This is a genomic window from Embleya sp. NPDC001921 (assembly GCF_053594475.1).
The window spans coordinates 1-18,241 of sequence record NZ_JBSFEO010000024.1; the positions used below are offsets into that span (position 1 = coordinate 1).

Consider the following 18,241-nt stretch of genomic DNA (forward strand, 5'->3'; position numbering starts at 1 on the left):
CGCATGCGCTCGGCCAGGTCCAGCGCGGCGATCACCCGACGGCACTCCGGCTCCGACAACGCACCCAACGCCTTCGTCGGATCCCCGAGCAGCACGACGCGGGTGACGCCTTCGGGGTGGCGCTCGGTGGGGGTGGTGACCACGCCCGCGACGATCGCCGCGGTGTTGCCGCCCCTGAGCCGGTCCACCGGCACCAGCGCGCCGTGTTCGTCGAGGTCGTGCTCGACGAAGCCGCCCTCGGTCCCGGCGAGCAGGCCGGTCAGTTCGTACGGGTAGACGTTGCCGCGTCGGGCCGCGCGCAGCACCTTCTGGCGGTACTCGTCCAGCGGCAGCACCGGCTCCGTCGACGGCTCGCCGACGTGCACGCCCGCGCCGTGGCCGGGGTCGAGGGTGATCCGCACGGCGACCTCGGTCATCTCGCCCGCGCTCGTGCGCCGACGGGCCAGGAACTGGACCTCCTCCAGTCCGGCGCCCGCCGTGGTCGGCAGGATGCGCTGGACCAGGGTGTCGAGTTCCTCGGTGGTCACATCGGTCGACGGCCAGACGTACATCATGATCCGGTTGGTGTCGAACCGCTTGTTCTGCGGGCGTTGCGCCTGGATGTTGCGGATCGCGTCCATGCACGCGGTGACCGCGTCCTCCACCGCGGGCAGCGCGACCAGCCGGCCGTCCGCCTCGCGCAGCGGCGTGAGGTCGCGGATCTGGCACATCGCGAACAGCCGTTCGTCGGCCGGGTTGCTCTTCGCGACGGCCTTGAACAGGTGGATCTCCTCGTCCGCGGTGGGCAGCCGGGTGAGGTCGAACTCGCGCAGCCGCTCCAGTTGCAGGCGTCGCGCGATCTGCGGGTGCAGGCCGCGGATCAGTCGGTCCTCGGCGAAGCCCGCGCCGTCCGGACGGAAGGTGAAGTGGTGGTGCATCACCGCGCCGCCGGCGCCCACCACGGTGGTGGTGATCCGGGCGACGCCCGCCGGCAGCGGCTGCCCGGCCAGGATCTCGCCGAGCCGCGCCGCCATCGTGTCGGCGTCCGGCTGGTCCTCCCACGTGACGTACAGGTCGGCGACCAGGCCGCGTTCGGCGACGTCTGCGGCGAACGCGCCGACCGCGCCGATGGCGTCGGGCAGTGCGGCGATGTCGACGGCGGTGGTGACCAGGCGGGTCACCCGGCTGGTACCGGTGTGCTCGGCGGTGACGAACCTGCAGCCGGCCCGCTCGGACGCGGTCACCTCGGACAGTCCGCGGTTGCCGTAGTAGCGCCGGGTCAACACCTCCAGCAGCGGCCCGTGATCCCACCCGGGCCGCCCGCTCCGCCGGCCGATCAGCCGCACCAGCGGCTCGGCTACGGCCACCATGGCCTGGATGCGCTCGGCGCGGTCCGGCGCGTCCGGGTGCTCGTCCAGATGCCGCAGGTCGTTGCGCACCGCGGCGTACGCCTTCGCCCGGTTGCGGCGCAGCAGCGGCTGGGCGAACCAGCGCCACACCACGCCGCGGGCCAGGTCCGAGACCGCCGGGAAGCGCACCTGGGTGGCCTCGACCAGGCGCTCCAGGGTCAATCCGGCCCGCTCGCGCAGCGGTTCGGCCGGCGGCGCGCCGGCCAGCCACCGGCGCAGTACCTCGGAGACGATGGCGACGTCGGTCGACATCCGCTGTTGAGCCAGGAAGATCCGGAAGACCGCGGCCTCCAGCTCCGGTGTGCGGTCCAGGTCGGTGATGCCGTAGTGCCCGAGCATGCGCCGGAGCTTGGCCTGGAAGCCCTCGGTGACGCCCGCGCGTTCGACGTCGAGGCTCTGCAGGTAGCTGTGGAAGTACTCGCGCGGGCTGTGTACCGGGCTGCCGGGCTCGACGTCGAGTTCACCGCCCGAGGTGTTGCGGCTGAGTTCCGACAGGTCGGCGAACACGGTCAGCAGGTCCACTTCGCCCGGCAGCGGCCGGCCGCCGAGTTCGGCCCGGGCGGCGGGATACGCGGACAGGACGCGGGCCCGGTCCTGCGGGTCGACGTCGAAGCCCAGCAGCAGGCCGCGCAGGTCCGCGAGGCCGCGCTCGACCCGCTCGACGGCCGACGCGTCGATCGGCTCGGCCGGCAGGTCGATCTCGACGCTGCGCACGGCGCCCGCGGTCTCCTCGTCGGGGGCCTCGTCGGCGAGCGGCTCCAGGCGCATCAGCGGCGTGCCGGTCTCGACCTGGCTGCCCACCGACACCGGGCATTCGCGTACCCGGGCCCGGAACGGCGCGCGCAGCACCGTCTCCATCTTCATGCTCTCCAGCACCAGGATGGGCGCGCCGGACTCGACCTTGTCGCCGACCGACAGCGGTGTCGCGACCACCAGCGCGGGCGCGGGGGAGCGGACGACGCCGCCCTCGTCGCGGCTGATCCGGTGGGTGACGCCGTCGACCTCGACCAGGTGGATCGGGCCGTGCGTGGCGGAGACCAGGCGGAAGCGGTGCCCGTTGACCACGATCCGGCCGCTGTGCGCGTCGAAGCGCTCGAGCTCGACGTCCGCCGGGTGCACGTCGCCGCCGCCGGAGACGCCGACGCGGAAACGCTTGTGGCCCACGCGGGCGACGCTCACGCGGTAATCGACGCCGCGCAGTCGCAGCTCCAGCGGACGGCCGCTTTCGTGGCGCACCTGCGGACGCCCGCCGCGCGCGGTGGTCAGCAGTCGGCGGCGGCTGACCTCCTCCTCGTCCCGGTAGGCCTCGATCGCGGCCGCGGCCAGGGCGACCGCGGAGTGCCGGTGGGTGACCAGACGGCCTTGGGCGCGCACGCGGTCGATCCAGCCGGTGTCGGCGCTCGCGTCGATCACCTCGGGCTGGTCGAGCAAGTCGATCACGAAGCTCTTGTTGGTCGCGCCGCCCTCGATGATGACGGTGGTCTCGGCCATCGCCCGACGCAGCCGGCCGAGCGCCTGCTCGCGGTCGCGGCCGTAGGCGATGATCTTGGCGATCATCGAGTCGAAGTCGGCCGGGATGGTGTCGCCCTCGCCGACGCCGGTGTCCACCCGGATGCCGGGGCCGGCGGGCAGCACGAGCCGGGTGATGCGGCCGGGCGAGGGGGCGAAGTCGCGGTCCGGGTCCTCGGCGTTGAGTCGCGCCTCGACGGCGTGGCCCGCCTCGACCGGGCGGGGGCCGTCCAGCTTCCCGCCGTTCGCCACGTGCAGTTGCAGGCGGACCAGGTCGGTGCCGGTGGTGATCTCGGTGATCGGGTGCTCGACCTGGAGGCGGGTGTTGACCTCGAGGAACGCGAACAGCTTCTCGCCGGGGTGGTAGAGGAATTCGACGGTCGCCGCGCCGCGGTAGTCGACGGCCAGCGCGAGTCGCTCCGCCGACGCCTTCAGCTCGGCGATCTGTTCGGGGCTCAGGACCGGGGAGGCGGACTCCTCGATGATCTTCTGGTTGCGTCGCTGTACCGAGCAGTCGCGGACGCCGAGCGCCCACGCGGTGCCCTGTCCGTCGGCGATGACCTGGACCTCGACGTGCCGGGCCCCGGTGACCAGGCGCTCCAGGAACATCACGCCGGAGCCGAACGCGCGCAGCGCCTCCTGGCCGGTGCGCACGTAGGCGTCGGCCAGGTCGGCACCCGAGGCGACCATGCGGATGCCGCGCCCGCCGCCGCCGGCGGTGGCCTTGAGCATCAGGGGGTAGCCGATCTCGTCGCCGGCGCGCAGCGCGTCGTCGAGGGTCGCCACCTCGCCCCGGCTCCACGGTGCGACCGGGACGCCGACCTCCTCGGCGATCAGCTTCGCGCCGATCTTGTCACCGAGCCGGCGCATCGCCTCGGCGCTCGGGCCGACGAAGGCGACGCCGATCCGCTCGCACAACTCGGCGAACGCCGGGTCCTCGGCCACGAAGCCCCAGCCGACCCAGGCGGCGTCCGCCCCGGTCTCCACCAGGGCCCGCTCCAGGACGGCGTGGTCGAGATACGGCCGGGCCGAGGCGGGGCCCAGCGGGTAGGCGACGTCCGCCTCGCGCACGAAGGTCGCGTCGCGATCGGAGTCGGTGTACAGGGCGATCGTCTCGACCCGCGTCCCGGTTTCCGCCGAAAGATCCCGGACGGCGTGGATGAGCCGCATGGCGGCCTCTCCACGGTTGACGATGGCGACACGACTGAACACCGGTTGATCCTCCCGAATACCCACGCACAGAAGGCGACGTCCCGGTCCCGGAGCGCCGCCTCCACCTACTCCCACCCTGTCCGATGAAGGCCGGGTACATCAATGTGCCGCTCCACGCATCCCGGCGCCGCTATGTTGTGGGAATCCTACAAAAAGCGATCCCGGTCGGCGTATCCGGCGGCCGTCCCACGCAAGGCCTACCACAAACACGACCGCACGTCGGCACGTGTGCGGTCGGCGGCCCGGTCCCGAGCCCCGGGCCCGGTCGACGCGGCGGGACGTCGCCGACGCGGGTCGGTGAATTCTTTGCCCGGAGTAGGTGTTTGCCCGGAGTATATATATTCGCACCCGCCTTTCGAGTCGGTGGAAGATCCGCTTTCCGTGGGCGGCAAGATCGGCAAACGCTCGTTTTCCTGGTTCGTGTGAGGAATATGTGCGTGTTTTTGATCTGTGATCCACGTCACATTGACGTGCCTTTCGTGTCGGGGATTCACTTCCAAGGCGACGAGAATCAGAAAGTCGGATTCTCCAGCGATGGATTATCGCCCCGGCCCGCCCGAGTCACGTATGCGACTCGGCCGGTTCACAAGTCACCTGGAGGTTGTCGTGACGAAGATCGTCAACTCTTTCTCCAAGAGGTTCAGGACCGAGAAGAGCCTGAAGTCCGCCACTTGGTTCATCTGGTACAGCTGATCGGAACACGTTCGCGAATCGGATGATCATCGAACCGCCGCGGGTGGTGCCCGCTTCCGCCGCACGATCGACACCTTTGCGGTAGCGCCGCCTCGACCCGAAGCAGCGTCGGTTCGCAGTCCGGTCCCGCGCCCGGTGCGGCCGTACATCCGGCCGCACCGGGCGCGGGACGCCCGCCGTGCGGGGAGCGTCGAGCCTTGTGGACAGCGTCGAGCCTTGTGGAGAGCGTCGATGAGTCGTTCCGATACGGTCGGGCGTGCGCGGGTCACGGTTTTCTCGCCGAAGATCGAGGAACTCCTTCGCGATCGGCGCGGAGCGAAGGTTTTTCGCCTCGAGGCCGACACCGTCGGAGTCGCCGACCCGACCGTCATGGACAAACTGCTGGGGAGCAGGTCCGCCCACGAATTCGAGCGGCCCACTTTCAAGCCACTCCAGGGAAGATCAATTGCCCGGGCGGAAGCGAACGACATGCTGCACGCGATCTCGCGGGACGTTCGCGACGCATTGCGGAAGCCGAGTCCCGATTCGATCGATCTTTCCGGAATCTGGCCGCGCGCGGGCCACGCCTATCTTCGTGATCTGCTTTTCGGTCCGGAACCCTCGAGGTTCCGCCTGCTTACCGATCCTCGACTCGAAACGGCACCCGTGGTGGCCCGCGCGGCGGTCCGAGCCAGTGCGGCATGGCCCGGCAGGCCCGGCCCCGAAGCGTCCATGTCACACCTGGCGCTCCGAACCGCCGCGGCCGCCGCCGACGATCGGCACTACGCCATGGGCCTGTACCGACGAGTCGCCGCACCGGTGTGCCTGGGCGTGTCCGCGCTGGTCGCCAACGCGCTGTGGCTCGGCTCGCCCTTCGACCCGGACGCGTCGAACCGGCACATCGTGCTGGAGGCGCTCCGGTTGTTGCCCCCGTCGTGGAACATCCTGCGCGTGGCGTCCGGCGAGTTTCCCGCCCTGGACCCCCGGATCGGTCCGAACGACGACGTGCTGCTGCTCCCGCTGCTCAGCCACCGCGATCCCGATCTGTGGGACGACCCGGACGAGTTCCGACCGCGGCGCTGGCAGGACCTGGACGCGGAGAACCAGCCGGGTTACCTCCCCTTCGGCCACGTCAACGAGCGCTGCCGGGGCCGACACCTGATCGTGCCCCTGGCCGAACACCTGCTGGAACGGATCCGCTCCCAGGGTCTCGTGGTGAGCCCGGAGCAGACCACCGCCAAGGTGCCGCTGGCCGGCCTGCTCGGGGTCACCCGGGTGAGGGTCGTCCGCCCGCGCGCCTGACCCGGCGGCGCGATCGGCGCACGCGGCGCGACGCTCCGACCCCGGTCGGTGTGGCGGTGTCGGCGTCGAGCGGATGTGGCGCGTCAACTCCCCGAGCCTCTCGGGCACTTCGATCCACGTGCCCGAGAGGCTCGACGTGTTCTCCCCGGCGACGCGACGCCGAGGACGTGTTCCCCCGAGCGACGCGACGCCGAAGGGCCGCATACGCCCCGCACGCGCGCGCCGCGGCCCGAGCCGAGTACCAGTACCCCGGTACCGCCTGCGCTCGGAATTCTCGTCCCGCCGTACGACGGCGGGCCGGAAAAGCCCTGGCAGTGTGGAGAACACGGAACGCGGGGGCGGTTCGCTTCGTCGATCGGGCCCCCGGCCCACACGCGTTCGACCTCGCCGTGGCGGCGCTGTCGGACCCACGAACCGCAGGGGTCGACGCACGACCGGAGTGGGATCGACCCACACCCGGTTCGGCATGCGCACATCCCGTCGCCGCACGCCCCATGGCGTCCGCGGCGTTGATTTTCTCGCAGGTCGGAACCCATCGGGAGGCACCATGTTCGGGCGAGGCAAACGAGGCGACCGTCGGGCGAACACGGGGCCCGTCGCGTCCCCGCGCCCGGACCGGATACCACCCATCGGCCACCCGGGACAGCAGGGCCATCCGGGATACCCGGAGCACCCGGAGCACCCGGAGCACCCGGAGCACCCCGGATACTCCCCCTACCCGGGACAGCAGAGTCGGCTCGCACCGCCGAGCCCGCCCGCACACGGCATGGGCGGCCCACCGGCCGTCCGGCTCGAAGGGATCACCAAGACCTACGGGAGCGGCTCGCAGACCACGCACGCGCTGCGCGGCATCGACCTGAGCATCCCCAAGGGCAGCTTCACCGCGGTCATGGGCCCGTCCGGCTCGGGCAAGAGCACCTTCCTGCACTGCGCCGCCGGACTCGACAAGCCGGGCTCGGGCCGGGTGCTGCTGGGCGACGACGACCTGACCGCGATGAACGAGAACCAGCTCACCCGGCTGCGCCGTACCCGTCTGGGCTTCGTCTTCCAGGCGTTCAACCTGCTGCCCTCGTTGACCGTCGAGAAGAACGTACTGCTGCCGCTGCGACTCGCGGGCGAACGCGCCGACCGGCGGCGCGCGGCCGAGGTGTTGTCCCTGGTCGGACTGCACGAGCACGCCGGTCGCCGCCCCTCCCAGCTCTCCGGCGGCCAGCAGCAGCGGGTCGCCATCGCCCGCGCCCTGGTCACCCGCCCCGACGTGCTGTTCGCCGACGAGCCCACCGGCGCGCTCGACAGCAGCACGGCCGCCGACGTGTTGTCGCTGCTGCGCCGGGCCGTGGACGACACCGGTGCCACCATCGTGATGGTCACCCACGACCCGGTCGCCGCCTCCTACGCCGACCGCGTCGTCTTCCTCGCCGCCGGGCACCTCGCCGGCCACCTGCACGCGCCCACCCCCGAGGCGGTCGCCGCGCGCATGGTCGCCCTGGCACAGCCGGTGCGCACGCGGGAGCGGGCCGCCTGATGCCGCGCACCAACGGACTCGCCCGCACCTCCGTGCGGTTTCGCCCCGCGTCCTTCATCGGCTCGTTCGTCGCCCTGCTGTTCGCCGCCACGCTCGTGACGATGTGCGGGATCTTCCTGGAGAGCGGCCTGCGCGCCCACGTGCCGCCCGGCCGCTACGCCGACACCCCGATCGTGGTCGCCGGCCAGAACAGCGTGCACAAGACCTTCGGCAGCGGCGAGGACAAGGAGGAGGTCTCGGTCGCCCTGCCCGAGCGGGCCCGGATCGACGCGGGACTGGCCGCGCGCATCGCCGCGGTGCCCGGCGTCGCCGCCGTCCTGCCCGACCTCACCTTCCCCGCGCAGACCTCCTCCGCCGTGCTCGACGCGCACCCGTGGTCCACCGCGCGCCTGGCCGGCACCCCGCAGGGCGGCGCGGCGCCGCGTCCCGGCGAGGTGGTGCTGACCACCGAGGCCGCGGCCCGCGCCGGCAACGGCGCCGCCCCCGGCGGCACGCTGCGGGTGAGCACGCCCTCGGGCGAGGCCGACCTGCGGATCACCGCCGTCGCTCCCGGCCGGGGCGCCCGGCTCTACGTCGCCGACTCCGAGGCACCCCGGCTCGCCGGGAACCCGGGCAAGGTGACCGCGTTCGGCGTACTCCTCACCGACGGCGCCTCCACCGGCAAGGTCGCCGGCGACCTGCGCAAGGCGCTCGGGGACACCGGCGTCCAGGTCCGCACCGGCGACGGGCGCGGCGAGGTCGAACACCCCCGCCTGGGCGACACCAAGGAGATGCTCGTCGCGGTCGGCGGATCCTTCGGCGGCGTCGTCGCCATGGTCTCCGTGTTCGTCGTCGCCGGCGCCACCACGCTGTCCGTGGCCCAGCGGCGCCGCGACTTCGCGCTGCTGCGCGCCGTGGGGGCCACGCCCTGGCAGATCCGCCGGACGATCTCCACCGAGGCCGGATTCGTGGCCCTGGTCGCCGGCCTGGCCGGACTGCTGCCCGGGACACTGCTCGCCCGATGGTGGTTCGACCGGATGGTCGACCGCGGCATGGTCGAGGACGGGGTGACCCTGTCGATCGGCCCGATCCCGATGCTCGCCGCGGTCGGCGCGGGCATCCTGTCCGCGGTCCTGGCCGGGCTCATCGCAGCCCGGGCCAGTGCCCGCACCAAGCCCACCGAGGCACTCGGCGAGGCCGGCATCGAGCGCGCCCGGGTCGGCTGGTTCCGACTCGTGCTCGGCATCGTCTCGATCGCCGGCGCCGCGGCCCTGTCCGGACTCGCGATGAAGGTGAGCGGTGATCAGGCGGTCGCTGCGGCGAGCGGCGTGATCATGCTGTTCATGCTCGGCATCGGCCTGCTCGGCCCACTCGTCGCGCACCTGTTCGTCCGGCTGACGGGACTCCTGCTGCGCCTGTTCGGCGTCCCCGGACAACTCGCCTTCGACAACGCCCGCGCCAATTCGCGCCGGCTCGCCTCCGCGATCACCCCGATCACGCTGACCGTCGCCTTCGCGAGCACGCTGATGTTCATGTTCGCCGCGCAGGACCACTACAGCGAGAAGCAGGCCCAGGCCGCCCTGACCGCCGACCGCGTGGTCACCGGACCCGGGTTCCCGGCCCGTACCGCCGGCGACGTCGCCCGGGTGCCCGGAGTCGACGCGGTGACCTCGATCCTGACCACCAGCGTGGTCATGTCCACGTCGGACCGGCTGGAGAAGTTCCCGACACAGGCCGTCGGCGGCACCGACAGCGACCTCGCCCGGGTTCTGGACCTGGGCGTACGCAAGGGCGACATGCAAGCCCTGCGCCCCGGCGCCGCACAGCCGCCCGGCGGCGCGGTCGCCATGGACCGGCTCACCGCCGACACCGTCAAGGCACGCGTCGGCAAGCCCGTCGAGATGCGCCTCGGCGACGGCACCAGGATCAAGCCCGTGCTCGTGGCCACCTACGACCGGGGCCTGGGCACCGCCGTGGTCACCCTTTCGCGCGCCGCCGTGGAACACCACGTCGACGCCGCCCTGGACGGCCGCCTGCTCGTCCGCTTCGCCGACGGGGCCGACCCCGCCGCCGTGGACGCCGCGCTCACCAAGGTGACCGGGCGACACCCCGACACCTCGGTGTCGGACCGGGCCGGATACGCCGCGGAACGCGACCAGGCCCGCGAGACCAACAAGTGGACGAACCAGGTGATGCTGGTGATCCTGGCCGGCTTCGCCACGATCGCCGCGGTCAACACGATGGTCGTGTCCACCCTCGCCCGACGTCGGGAACTCGGCCTGATGCGGATGATCGGCAGCACCCACGCCCAGGTGCGCGGCGTGATGCGCGGCGAGGCGGTACTGGTCGGCGTGATCGGTCTCGCCCTCGGCCTGGCCATCGCGCTGGTCACCCTCGTCCCGTTCGGCAAGGCCGCCTTCGGCGAGAGCACCCCCTATGTACCGATCCCACTGCTGCTCGGGATCAGCGCCGCCGCCCTGCTGCTGGCCCCACTCGCGGTCGCGCCGGTCACCCGACGACTCCTGCGCGTGGAACCGATCGACGCGGTCGGCGCCAAGGAATAGCCGGAAGGAATGGCCGGGGGACCGGCCGGACCGGGCTCGCCCGCGGACCTCTCGTGTCCGCGGGCGAGGCCCGGTCTTGTGGGGGAGGGGCGTGGAGTGAACGGCGGCGGGCGGAGGGGCGGACGGTCCATGACGGCTCCTCCGATGTCTTCGAAACCGCTTCCGGGCGAGCCGGCGGGTATATTTCGCGGCACCGATCGGCAGCGAGGGAGACCGACGATGGGGTTCCACCACCCACAGGCGGTCTCGGCGGAAGCGCCCGGCACCGGCGCTGCGGCGAGCCCGCACCCGGAGCCGCTGCCCCGGCATTGGCGCGACCTGGTGACCGTTCGGGCCGTGCGCAACGATGTGCTGATCGCGCTGTTCGCCTGCGCCGGGGACGTACTCAACTACGTCGCGCCCGAAAGTGCCGGCAGTACCGGGGTGACGCCGCTCGGGATCCTGTTGGCGGTGCTGGGCTCCGTGTGCCTGCTGTTGCGCCGGCGGTACCCCGTGTGGGTCCTCGCGGCCACGGTCTTTTTCCAGGTGGCCTTCCTCTTGGCGGTCACGCCGAGTTCGCACTCCTACGGCGGCGCGATGGTGTTCGCGCTGTACACGGTGGCCCGCCATCGCGGGACCCGGGACACCGCGATCGCCGCCTGTGCCTGTGTGGCGGTGCAGGTGTTGCGGGCCGTGCGCATCGGGGACGGTGTACTGTCGCCCGTCCTCGCCGACACGGCGGCCACGGTGCTGGTGGTCGCGGTCGGCATCGGCGTGGCCAAGTGGCAGAACCAGCTCGCCCTCAATCGACAGCTGCTCGCGGAGCGGGCGGTGACCGAGGAACGGCGCCGGATCGCCCGGGAACTGCACGACACCGTCTCGCACCACATCACCACGATGAATCTGATGTCGGGTGGCGCGCGGTCCACGCTCACGCCCGAGCAGGAGATCGCGCGCGGCGCGCTGCTCACGCTGGAGGAGTCCGGCCGGGCGGCGCTCGACGAGATGCGACAACTGCTCGGCGTGCTGCGTGGCACCGACGCCGGCGCGAACGGGCCGTCCGGATCTCGGCTGGGGATGGACGACATCGACCACCTGATCGCCGAGTCGGACGCGGCCGGCCTGCCCGTCGACTTCGAGCAGACGGGCGAGCCGAGGCCGCTGCCGCCGGCGGCGGGGCTGACCCTGTACCGGATCGTGCAGGAGGCGTTGACCAACGCGCGCAAGCACGCGGGCGACGCGCGGGCGTGCGTGCGCGTGCGCTACCTCCCCGACCGGGTCGCGGTCGAGGTGCTCGACGACGGTGCGGGCGCCGCGGTGCCGGCCGGCCTGGCGGGCGGCGGGTACGGCCTGGTCGGCATGCGTGAGCGGGTGGTCCTGCACGGCGGCACGTTGGAGACCGGGCATCGCCCGGAAGGCGGGTTCCGCGTCGCGGCGGACATTCCGCTGCCGCCGGTTCTCGGCCGTGTCGAGGACCCGGCGCGGGGCTTCCTCGTGGCGTCCCCCGCCGGGAACCCGAGCGAGGCCGAACCCGGCGACGACACGCGGTCGAAGCCGCGCTGAGGGTGCGGACCGCGGTCGGCGGCGAGCGCTCGTCGAAGGCCGGTCCGGGTCCGCCGACCGAGGCCGCGCCCACGGGAGCGGCACGCCGCGCGTCGAGGCGCGGGTGCCGTCGGTTTCGCGATGTCTCGTGAAACGATCGCGGAACCGCGATGAGTTCTGCCGCCGGCGGTCGTCAACCCCATGACAGAGTTCACCGACCTTCGACACCCTGGGGACCACCATGAGGAAGATCACCGCCGGCCTGTTCGTGTCGCTCGACGGCGTCGTGGAGGCACCCGACCAGTGGCACTTCCCCTACTTCGACGACGAGATGGGCGCCGCGGTCGGCTCGATGCTGGGCACCGCCGACACCATTCTGCTCGGCCGCAAGACCTACGACAGCTTCGCCGGGGCGTGGCCGGAGCGGGAGGCGGCCGGCGGTGAGGACGCGGCCTTCGCCAAGGTGCTGGGCGACGCGCGCAAGATCGTCGTGTCGGGGCGGAAACTCGACTTCACGTGGCGCAATTCCGAGCAGCTCGAAGGCGAGTTCGTGGCAGCCGTCACCGCCCTGAAGAACGAGCCGGGCGGGGACATCTCGCTCAGCGGCTCGATCTCGATCGTGCGCCGGCTGTTGGAAGTCGGCCTGCTGGACGAGCTGCACCTGCTGGTGCACCCGATCGTGGTTCGCAAGGGCATGCGGTTGTTCGACGAAGGCGAGGACAGCATTCCGCTGCGGTTGATCTCGTCGAAGACGTTCGGGTCCGGCGTGCTGCACCTCGTCTACACCCGAGCCGACTCCGCCGGCGCCGGCACGTACCAGGACGCCAAGACCCACCTGTCGCGGACGACTCGGTAACCCGCCGGCGGCGATCGGGGCCGCCGTCGCGCACGGCGGCCCCGACGCCCGAGACCGATGCGGCGACCGAACCGCTCCCCCCCACGCGTCACCCCCACGTGCCGGTCACGCTTCGGGCGAGCCGCGTGCGTTGATCGACTACCGTCGGGCCGACGGGAATTCGAGGGCCGACGGGATCGGGTGTGCGCACTCCGCGTCGCCCCCGGCCCGGTGGGCCGGCATGTTCGGCGAGCCTTCGACGTCCCGGCCGAGAATGTTCGAAGAACATGGGAGCAACCTCTTGCGACGCATTTCACGAACACGCACCGCGGCGGCAACCGCACTGCTGGCCGCGGCCGTTACCGTCGGCCCCGCGGCGGCGGTCGAGGTATCGGGCCCGGAGGCGGCCGGCTCATCAACCTCGCAGGGCACGGCGACCCTCCCGGCACCGGACCTCGCGGGATTGCGCGATGTGCTGACCCGGACACTGGCGGCCGGTGCTCCCGGGGCGATGACCCGGATCGACGACGGTCGCACCGTGTACCGCGAGACGGCCGGCGTGAGCGACACCGCGACGGGCGCCGGCATGGACACGAACGCGCGGTTTCGCATCGGCAGCGTGACGAAGACCTTCTCCACCGTCGTGCTCATGCAGTTGGTCGGCGAGGGCGTCGTCGACCTGGACGCGCCCGTCGACCGCTACCTGCCCGGCGTCCTGCCGGACACCCGGATCACCGTGCGCCATCTGCTCACGCACAAGAGCGGGCTGTGGGACTACTCGAACGACATGTTCGCCCGAACCGTCCCGGGCTTCGAGGCGGTGCGCGACAAGGTCTTCACATACGACGAACTCATCGCGCTGTCCACCGCGCATCCCGCGACGGCCGTGCCGGGCACCACCTACCAGTACTCGAACAGCAACTTCGTGGTCGTCGGGGCCCTGATCGAAAAGTTGTCCGGCCGCACGGTGCAACAGGAGTACGAGCGACGGATCATCGGCCCGCTGCACCTGCGGGACACCCGGTACGTGCACCCCGCGACGGGCATCGCCGGCAAGAGCGTCCGCGGCTACCTCACCCCGGACGAGGCGGGCGCACCGCTCGTGGACTCGACCGAACAGACCGTCTCCTGGGCCCAGTCGGCCGGAGCGATGATCTCCAGCCCGGGCGACCTCGACCGATTCGTCTCGGCGCTGCTGGGCGGCCGACTGCTGCGCGCCGACCTGCTGGACCAGATGGTGCGGATGACGCCCAGCGACACCTCGGGGACCCGCTTCTACGGGCTGGGCCTGCGCCGACGGGATCTCTCCTGCGGCATCTCGGTCTACGGGCACACCGGGACCGTGCAGGGCTACTACACCTACGCGTTCACCACTCGTGACGGCCGGCGCAGCGTCACCTCGGTGGCCAACGTCACCAACAACGGCACCGTGAACACGATCCTGGGCGACACCCTGGAGTCGGCGTTCTGCGGCAAGGCGCCGGCGCCGCGCGCGCTCGTCGGCCGAGCGCCGCTGCCCGAGGACGAGGCGGCTGCTCCGGTGGAGTGACGGCGGAGTCGATCCCGCGCCGCGGTGGGGCCGGTCCGAGGCGGGACCGGCCCCACCGTCGTGTCGCGATCGGTGGTTGTGCACCCGAGGGTGCGCCCGGATCGGGGCGCCGGGCGGCCCCGCGCGGATCGCTTGCGGGTGCATGACCCGATCCGTAGCGTGAGGGCTCGGATTTCACACGTGATCGGGGGATACGTGGGACGTCGTGAGCGACCGCTCGATCCGACGGCCGGGCCGGTCGCGCATCTCGCCTACGAGCTACGGGAGTTGCGCCGAAAGAGCGGCGGCCTCACCTATCGGGAGATGGCCTCGCGGGCGGGCTACTCGACGGCCACGCTGGCACAGGCCGCCGCGGGCGAGCGGCTTCCCTCACTGGCCGTCACCCTCGCCTACGTTCGCGCGTGCGGCGGCGACACCGCCGCCTGGGAGCTGCGTTGGCACGAGACGGTACGGGTGGCCTCGGAGGAATCGGCCGCCGACCGCGACCCGGCCGCCTCCCCGTACCCGGGTCTGGCGCGGTTCGAAGTCGACGACCACGCACGCTTCTTCGGCCGCGACGAACTCGTCGAGCGACTGGCCGGGTTCGTTCGCAAGCGGCCGTTCGTCACGGTGCTCGGTCCGTCCGGCAGCGGCAAGACGTCGCTGCTGCGGGCCGGGCTCGTCTGGCACCTGCGGCACGGCCCCACCGACGGCGAACGTCCGCCCGCGATCCGCCTGCTGACGCCCGGCCCGCAGCCGGCTCGCACCCACGAAGGCGCGTTGTCGCCGGCGAACACCCGCCCGGGCACCGTGATCGTCGTGGACCAGTTCGAGGAGATCTTCACCCTGTGCACCGATCCGGGGGAACGCGCGTGCTTCGTCGACCTGCTGCTCACCGTGGGGCGGCCCGAACACGGCGCGCGGGTCGTCGTCGCGGTACGGGCGGACTTCTTCGGGCGCTGCGCCGAGTTTCCCGAACTCTTCGAGGCGATCCGCGAAGGCACGCTCGCGGTGCCGCCGATGGGTTCCGACGAGCTGCGCCAGGCCATCATCGGACCGGCCGCCGCGTGCGGGCTGATCGTGGAACGCGGCCTGACCGCCCGGATCGTCGCCGAGATCGCGAACGAGCCCGCGGCCCTGCCGCTGATGTCACACGCCCTGCGGGAAACCTGGCGCCGGCGTCGCGGCCGGGCGCTGACCGAGGAGACCTTCGAGGCGGCGGGCGGCCTGCGCGGCGCCATCGCCCGCACCACCGAAGACCTCTACGCCGCATCGACACCCGCGCAGATCGCGACCGCCCGCCGCATCCTGCTGCGCCTGGTCACCCCAGGACAGGGAACCCCGGACACCCGATGCCCCACCCACCGGGACCGGTTCACCGCCGACGACCCGAGCACGGTCGCGCACGTGCTCGAACGGCTCGTTCGGGCCCGCATCGTGGTGCTGGACGGGGAGATGGTGGACATCGCGCACGAGGCGGTGTTCACCGCCTGCCCCCGGCTGCGCGCCTGGATCGAGGAGGACCGTGAACGGCTGCGTGTGCGGGGGCACCTCACCGAGGCGGCCACGACCTGGGACGAACTCGGTCGCGACGCGGCCGCCGTGTACCGCGGACTGCGCCTGGCCATGGTCGAGGAACACTTCGGTCCGCACCCGGATCGCTCGCCGGATCTCACCCCGCTCGAACGCGCTTTCGTCACCGCGTCGATCGGCGCGCGGTCGGGCGAACGGCGCCGCCGGACCCTGCGCCTCGCCGTGTCGTCGATCCTGGTGGTGCTGACCCTCCTGGTGGCCTCGGTCGCGTGGCAACAGAACCGGTTGGGCGAGCGCCGGCGGATCGAGGCCGAGGCCCGCCGCGTCGCCGGTGTCGCCGCCACCCTGCGGCTGTCCGACCCCCTCCTGGCGATGCGTCTGAGTGTCGCGGCCTGGCGGCTGGCCGATCTCCCGGAAACCCGCTCCGGGCTGCTCGCGGCCATGTCCCAGAAGGAGCAGGACGCCTTCACCGATCCGAACACGGACGCCGACACCATGCGAGGTCTGAGCGCCGACGGGCGCACGCTGCTCAGCGTGGGCGCGGCCGGCGTCACCGAGTGGAGCGTCGACACCCACCGCGCGATCCGGTCGATGCCCGGGCTGGGGCAGGACACGCGGAGGGCGGGGGCGATCCGCTCCGACGCGCGGATGCTTCCCCTGTTCGTCGGCGAGTACGAGGAGACGCTGGTGCTGCACGAGGTGGCCACGGGGCGGCGCGACGGGACGCCGCTGACGTCGGTCTTCGGCGGAGCCGAGACGACGACGAGCGGCCGCGCGCTGATCACCTACGACACCGCCCCGCACGAGTACGTGGTCCGGCTGTGGGATACGCGGCGCCGCGACGTGCTTCTGGAACTGCGGGAGGGCCGCCAGGAGCCCACGGGCGAACCGGTGGGGGCCGATTGGTCGCAGGTGCAGTTCGGACTGACCCGACTCCTGCGTGAGCGGCGGGTCATGGCGACCGTCGACGGCGCCTTCCCCGACGCGGTCGTCGGTCCCGACGATCGGCTGCTGGCGCTGTGCGTGCCGGGGCAGTCGCTCCAGTTGTGGGACACAGCCGAACGCCGGCGTCTGGACACGCCCTGGGCCCCTCGGGTCACGACCGCGGAATGCCTCCAGGAACGCGTTCGGTTCACCCCCGACGGCGGGCAACTCGTCGTCGTCTCCGACAGTGAGGTGCGCAGCTGGGACATCGCCTCGGGCCGGGAACGGACCAAAATCACCCACGCCGACCTCAAGCAGGTCGAGTTCAGCGCCGACGGTCGGTTCCTGGTCGCCTCCGACGGCGCCGAGATCCTGCTGTGGAGGGTCGATCGCGAGGGGCCGCCGGTGTACCGGTACGTCCTGGCCGGCGAAACCGCGGCGGACCTGAGAATCGATCCGGCGGCCGGCTGGATCCGCTACCTCGGCGGGCCCACGGGGTCCTGGGGATCGACCGTGCGAACCCTGTCACTGGGTCTGGCCGCCGACGCCCGATGGGAGGAAAGACCGGTCGTGGCAAGCGTGTTCAGCCCCGACGGGTCGCTGCTCGCGGTCGCCTCGCCGACCGCGGCCGGCGAGCGACTCGGCTTTCGCATCCTCGATGTGCGTGCGCGGGAGACCGTGGGCGGGCCGAGGGAGGCATCGTGCCGCCCGGGGTGTGGCGTGTACCTCGCGTTCGGCGCCGACGGCAGACGACTGGTCCACGGCACCGGCGACTCCGCGCGCCTGTCCTTGTGGGACACCGTGGAGCGCCGGGAAACCTCGACCGTCGACCTGGCCGTGCTCGGCGGTGAACCCGTCTCGGCGGTCGCCTTCGGACCGGACGACCGCACCCTCTTGTTGTCCCACAACCCCGGGAACGATGAACCGACCGTCCTGGAATGGGACATCGCCACCCGGACCGCCACTCGGACGATCGCGGGAGCCGGCGGGAACCACCTCGCGCTGCGCCCCGACGGGCGCATGTTGATCACCGGCCGAGGCCAAGTGGTCGGCCTGCCCTCCGGCGAGCCGATCCGGACCGCGCGCAGCCCCGGCAAGACGTCCGCGTTGGCGTTCAGCGCGGACGGGCGCCTCCTCGCCGCCGGGGAGTTCTCCGGCAGTGCCATCGTGTGGGACGGCGGGCTCCAGCGCCGGCTCGGCGTGCTCACCGACCCGAACACCGTTACGTACCAGTACGTTTCGGCGCTGGCCTTCTCTCCCGATGGTCGAGTCCTGGCGGTCGCCGGCGACGAGGGCTCGCTCAGGCTGTGGGACACGGCGTCCGCCCAACCGATCGGAGCGCCGCTGGCGACCCCGGGGGACGTCATCCACGCGCTGTCGTTCAGCGCGGACGGCGACACGCTGTACGCCGCCGGACAACATGTGCCGATCCAGAGCTACGGGATCGGTGTCGACGCCGCCGCGGCGACCGTGTGTCGCCGGGCCGGTGCCGGACTGCCTCGGGACGACTGGAACGACTACATCCGCGGCACGTCCTACCGTCGCACGTGTGACCCCGCCGCACCCACCGCATCGGCGCGGCGGGATCCGGCATCGGGCGCGTTCATGCCCGCCGGTGGGTCGAGGCCGCCGGCGCCCGCCACGAGGGGCAGTCTTCGGCCGAACGCCCTTCGGCCGAACGCCCTTCGGGTGCCCGGCCGTAGCGTGGGCGGCCGTCGGGCGAGCGGCGGATATCGGGCCGGCTAGGCT

General features: G+C 72.2%; 8 protein-coding genes. 7 read left to right on the forward strand and 1 reads right to left on the reverse strand.

Annotated elements, in window-relative coordinates; genetic code table 11:
- The coding region (locus ACWCPW_RS26410; protein WP_449764066.1) for an ATP-binding protein at positions 1-4,109 on the reverse strand (4,109 nt) is incomplete at its 3' end.
- A 924-nt stretch (positions 4,110-5,033) separates the two neighbouring features.
- On the opposite strand from ACWCPW_RS26410, the gene ACWCPW_RS26415 reads away from it, so the two are divergent.
- The 7 genes from ACWCPW_RS26415 (at position 5,034) to ACWCPW_RS26445 (ending at position 18,238) form a co-directional block, all read left to right on the forward strand.
- Positions 5,034-6,083: a cytochrome P450 gene (locus tag ACWCPW_RS26415; RefSeq protein ID WP_449764067.1), complete on the forward strand. Its 1,050-nt coding sequence runs from the start codon at positions 5,034-5,036 to the stop codon at positions 6,081-6,083.
- Positions 6,084-6,849: 766 nt separating this feature from the next.
- Positions 6,850-7,608 carry an ABC transporter ATP-binding protein gene (locus ACWCPW_RS26420; protein ID WP_449764194.1) on the forward strand — a complete coding sequence of 253 codons (759 nt, stop codon included), beginning with the start codon at positions 6,850-6,852 and terminating at the stop codon, positions 7,606-7,608.
- Entirely contained in the window at positions 7,608-10,151 is a 2,544-nt protein-coding gene (locus ACWCPW_RS26425) for an FtsX-like permease family protein (RefSeq protein WP_449764068.1), read from the forward strand. Before ACWCPW_RS26420 ends, ACWCPW_RS26425 begins: the two co-directional genes overlap by 1 nt.
- Before the next feature lie 219 nt (positions 10,152-10,370).
- Positions 10,371-11,693, forward strand: coding sequence for a sensor histidine kinase (locus ACWCPW_RS26430; RefSeq protein WP_449764069.1), 1,323 nt, complete (start codon positions 10,371-10,373; stop codon positions 11,691-11,693).
- A 220-nt stretch (positions 11,694-11,913) separates the two neighbouring features.
- The gene (locus tag ACWCPW_RS26435) at positions 11,914-12,528 is read left to right on the forward strand and encodes a dihydrofolate reductase family protein (protein ID WP_449764070.1); all 615 of its coding nucleotides are present in this window, start codon (positions 11,914-11,916) and stop codon (positions 12,526-12,528) included.
- A gap of 289 nt (positions 12,529-12,817) precedes the next feature.
- Positions 12,818-14,056, forward strand: a complete 1,239-nt coding sequence (locus ACWCPW_RS26440) for a serine hydrolase domain-containing protein (protein ID WP_449764195.1) — start codon at positions 12,818-12,820, stop codon at positions 14,054-14,056.
- Between the two features lie 195 nt (positions 14,057-14,251).
- A complete protein-coding gene (locus ACWCPW_RS26445; protein WP_449764071.1) occupies positions 14,252-18,238 on the forward strand; it encodes an nSTAND1 domain-containing NTPase in 3,987 nt (1,328 codons plus the stop codon).
- Positions 18,239-18,241 lie beyond the last annotated feature (3 nt).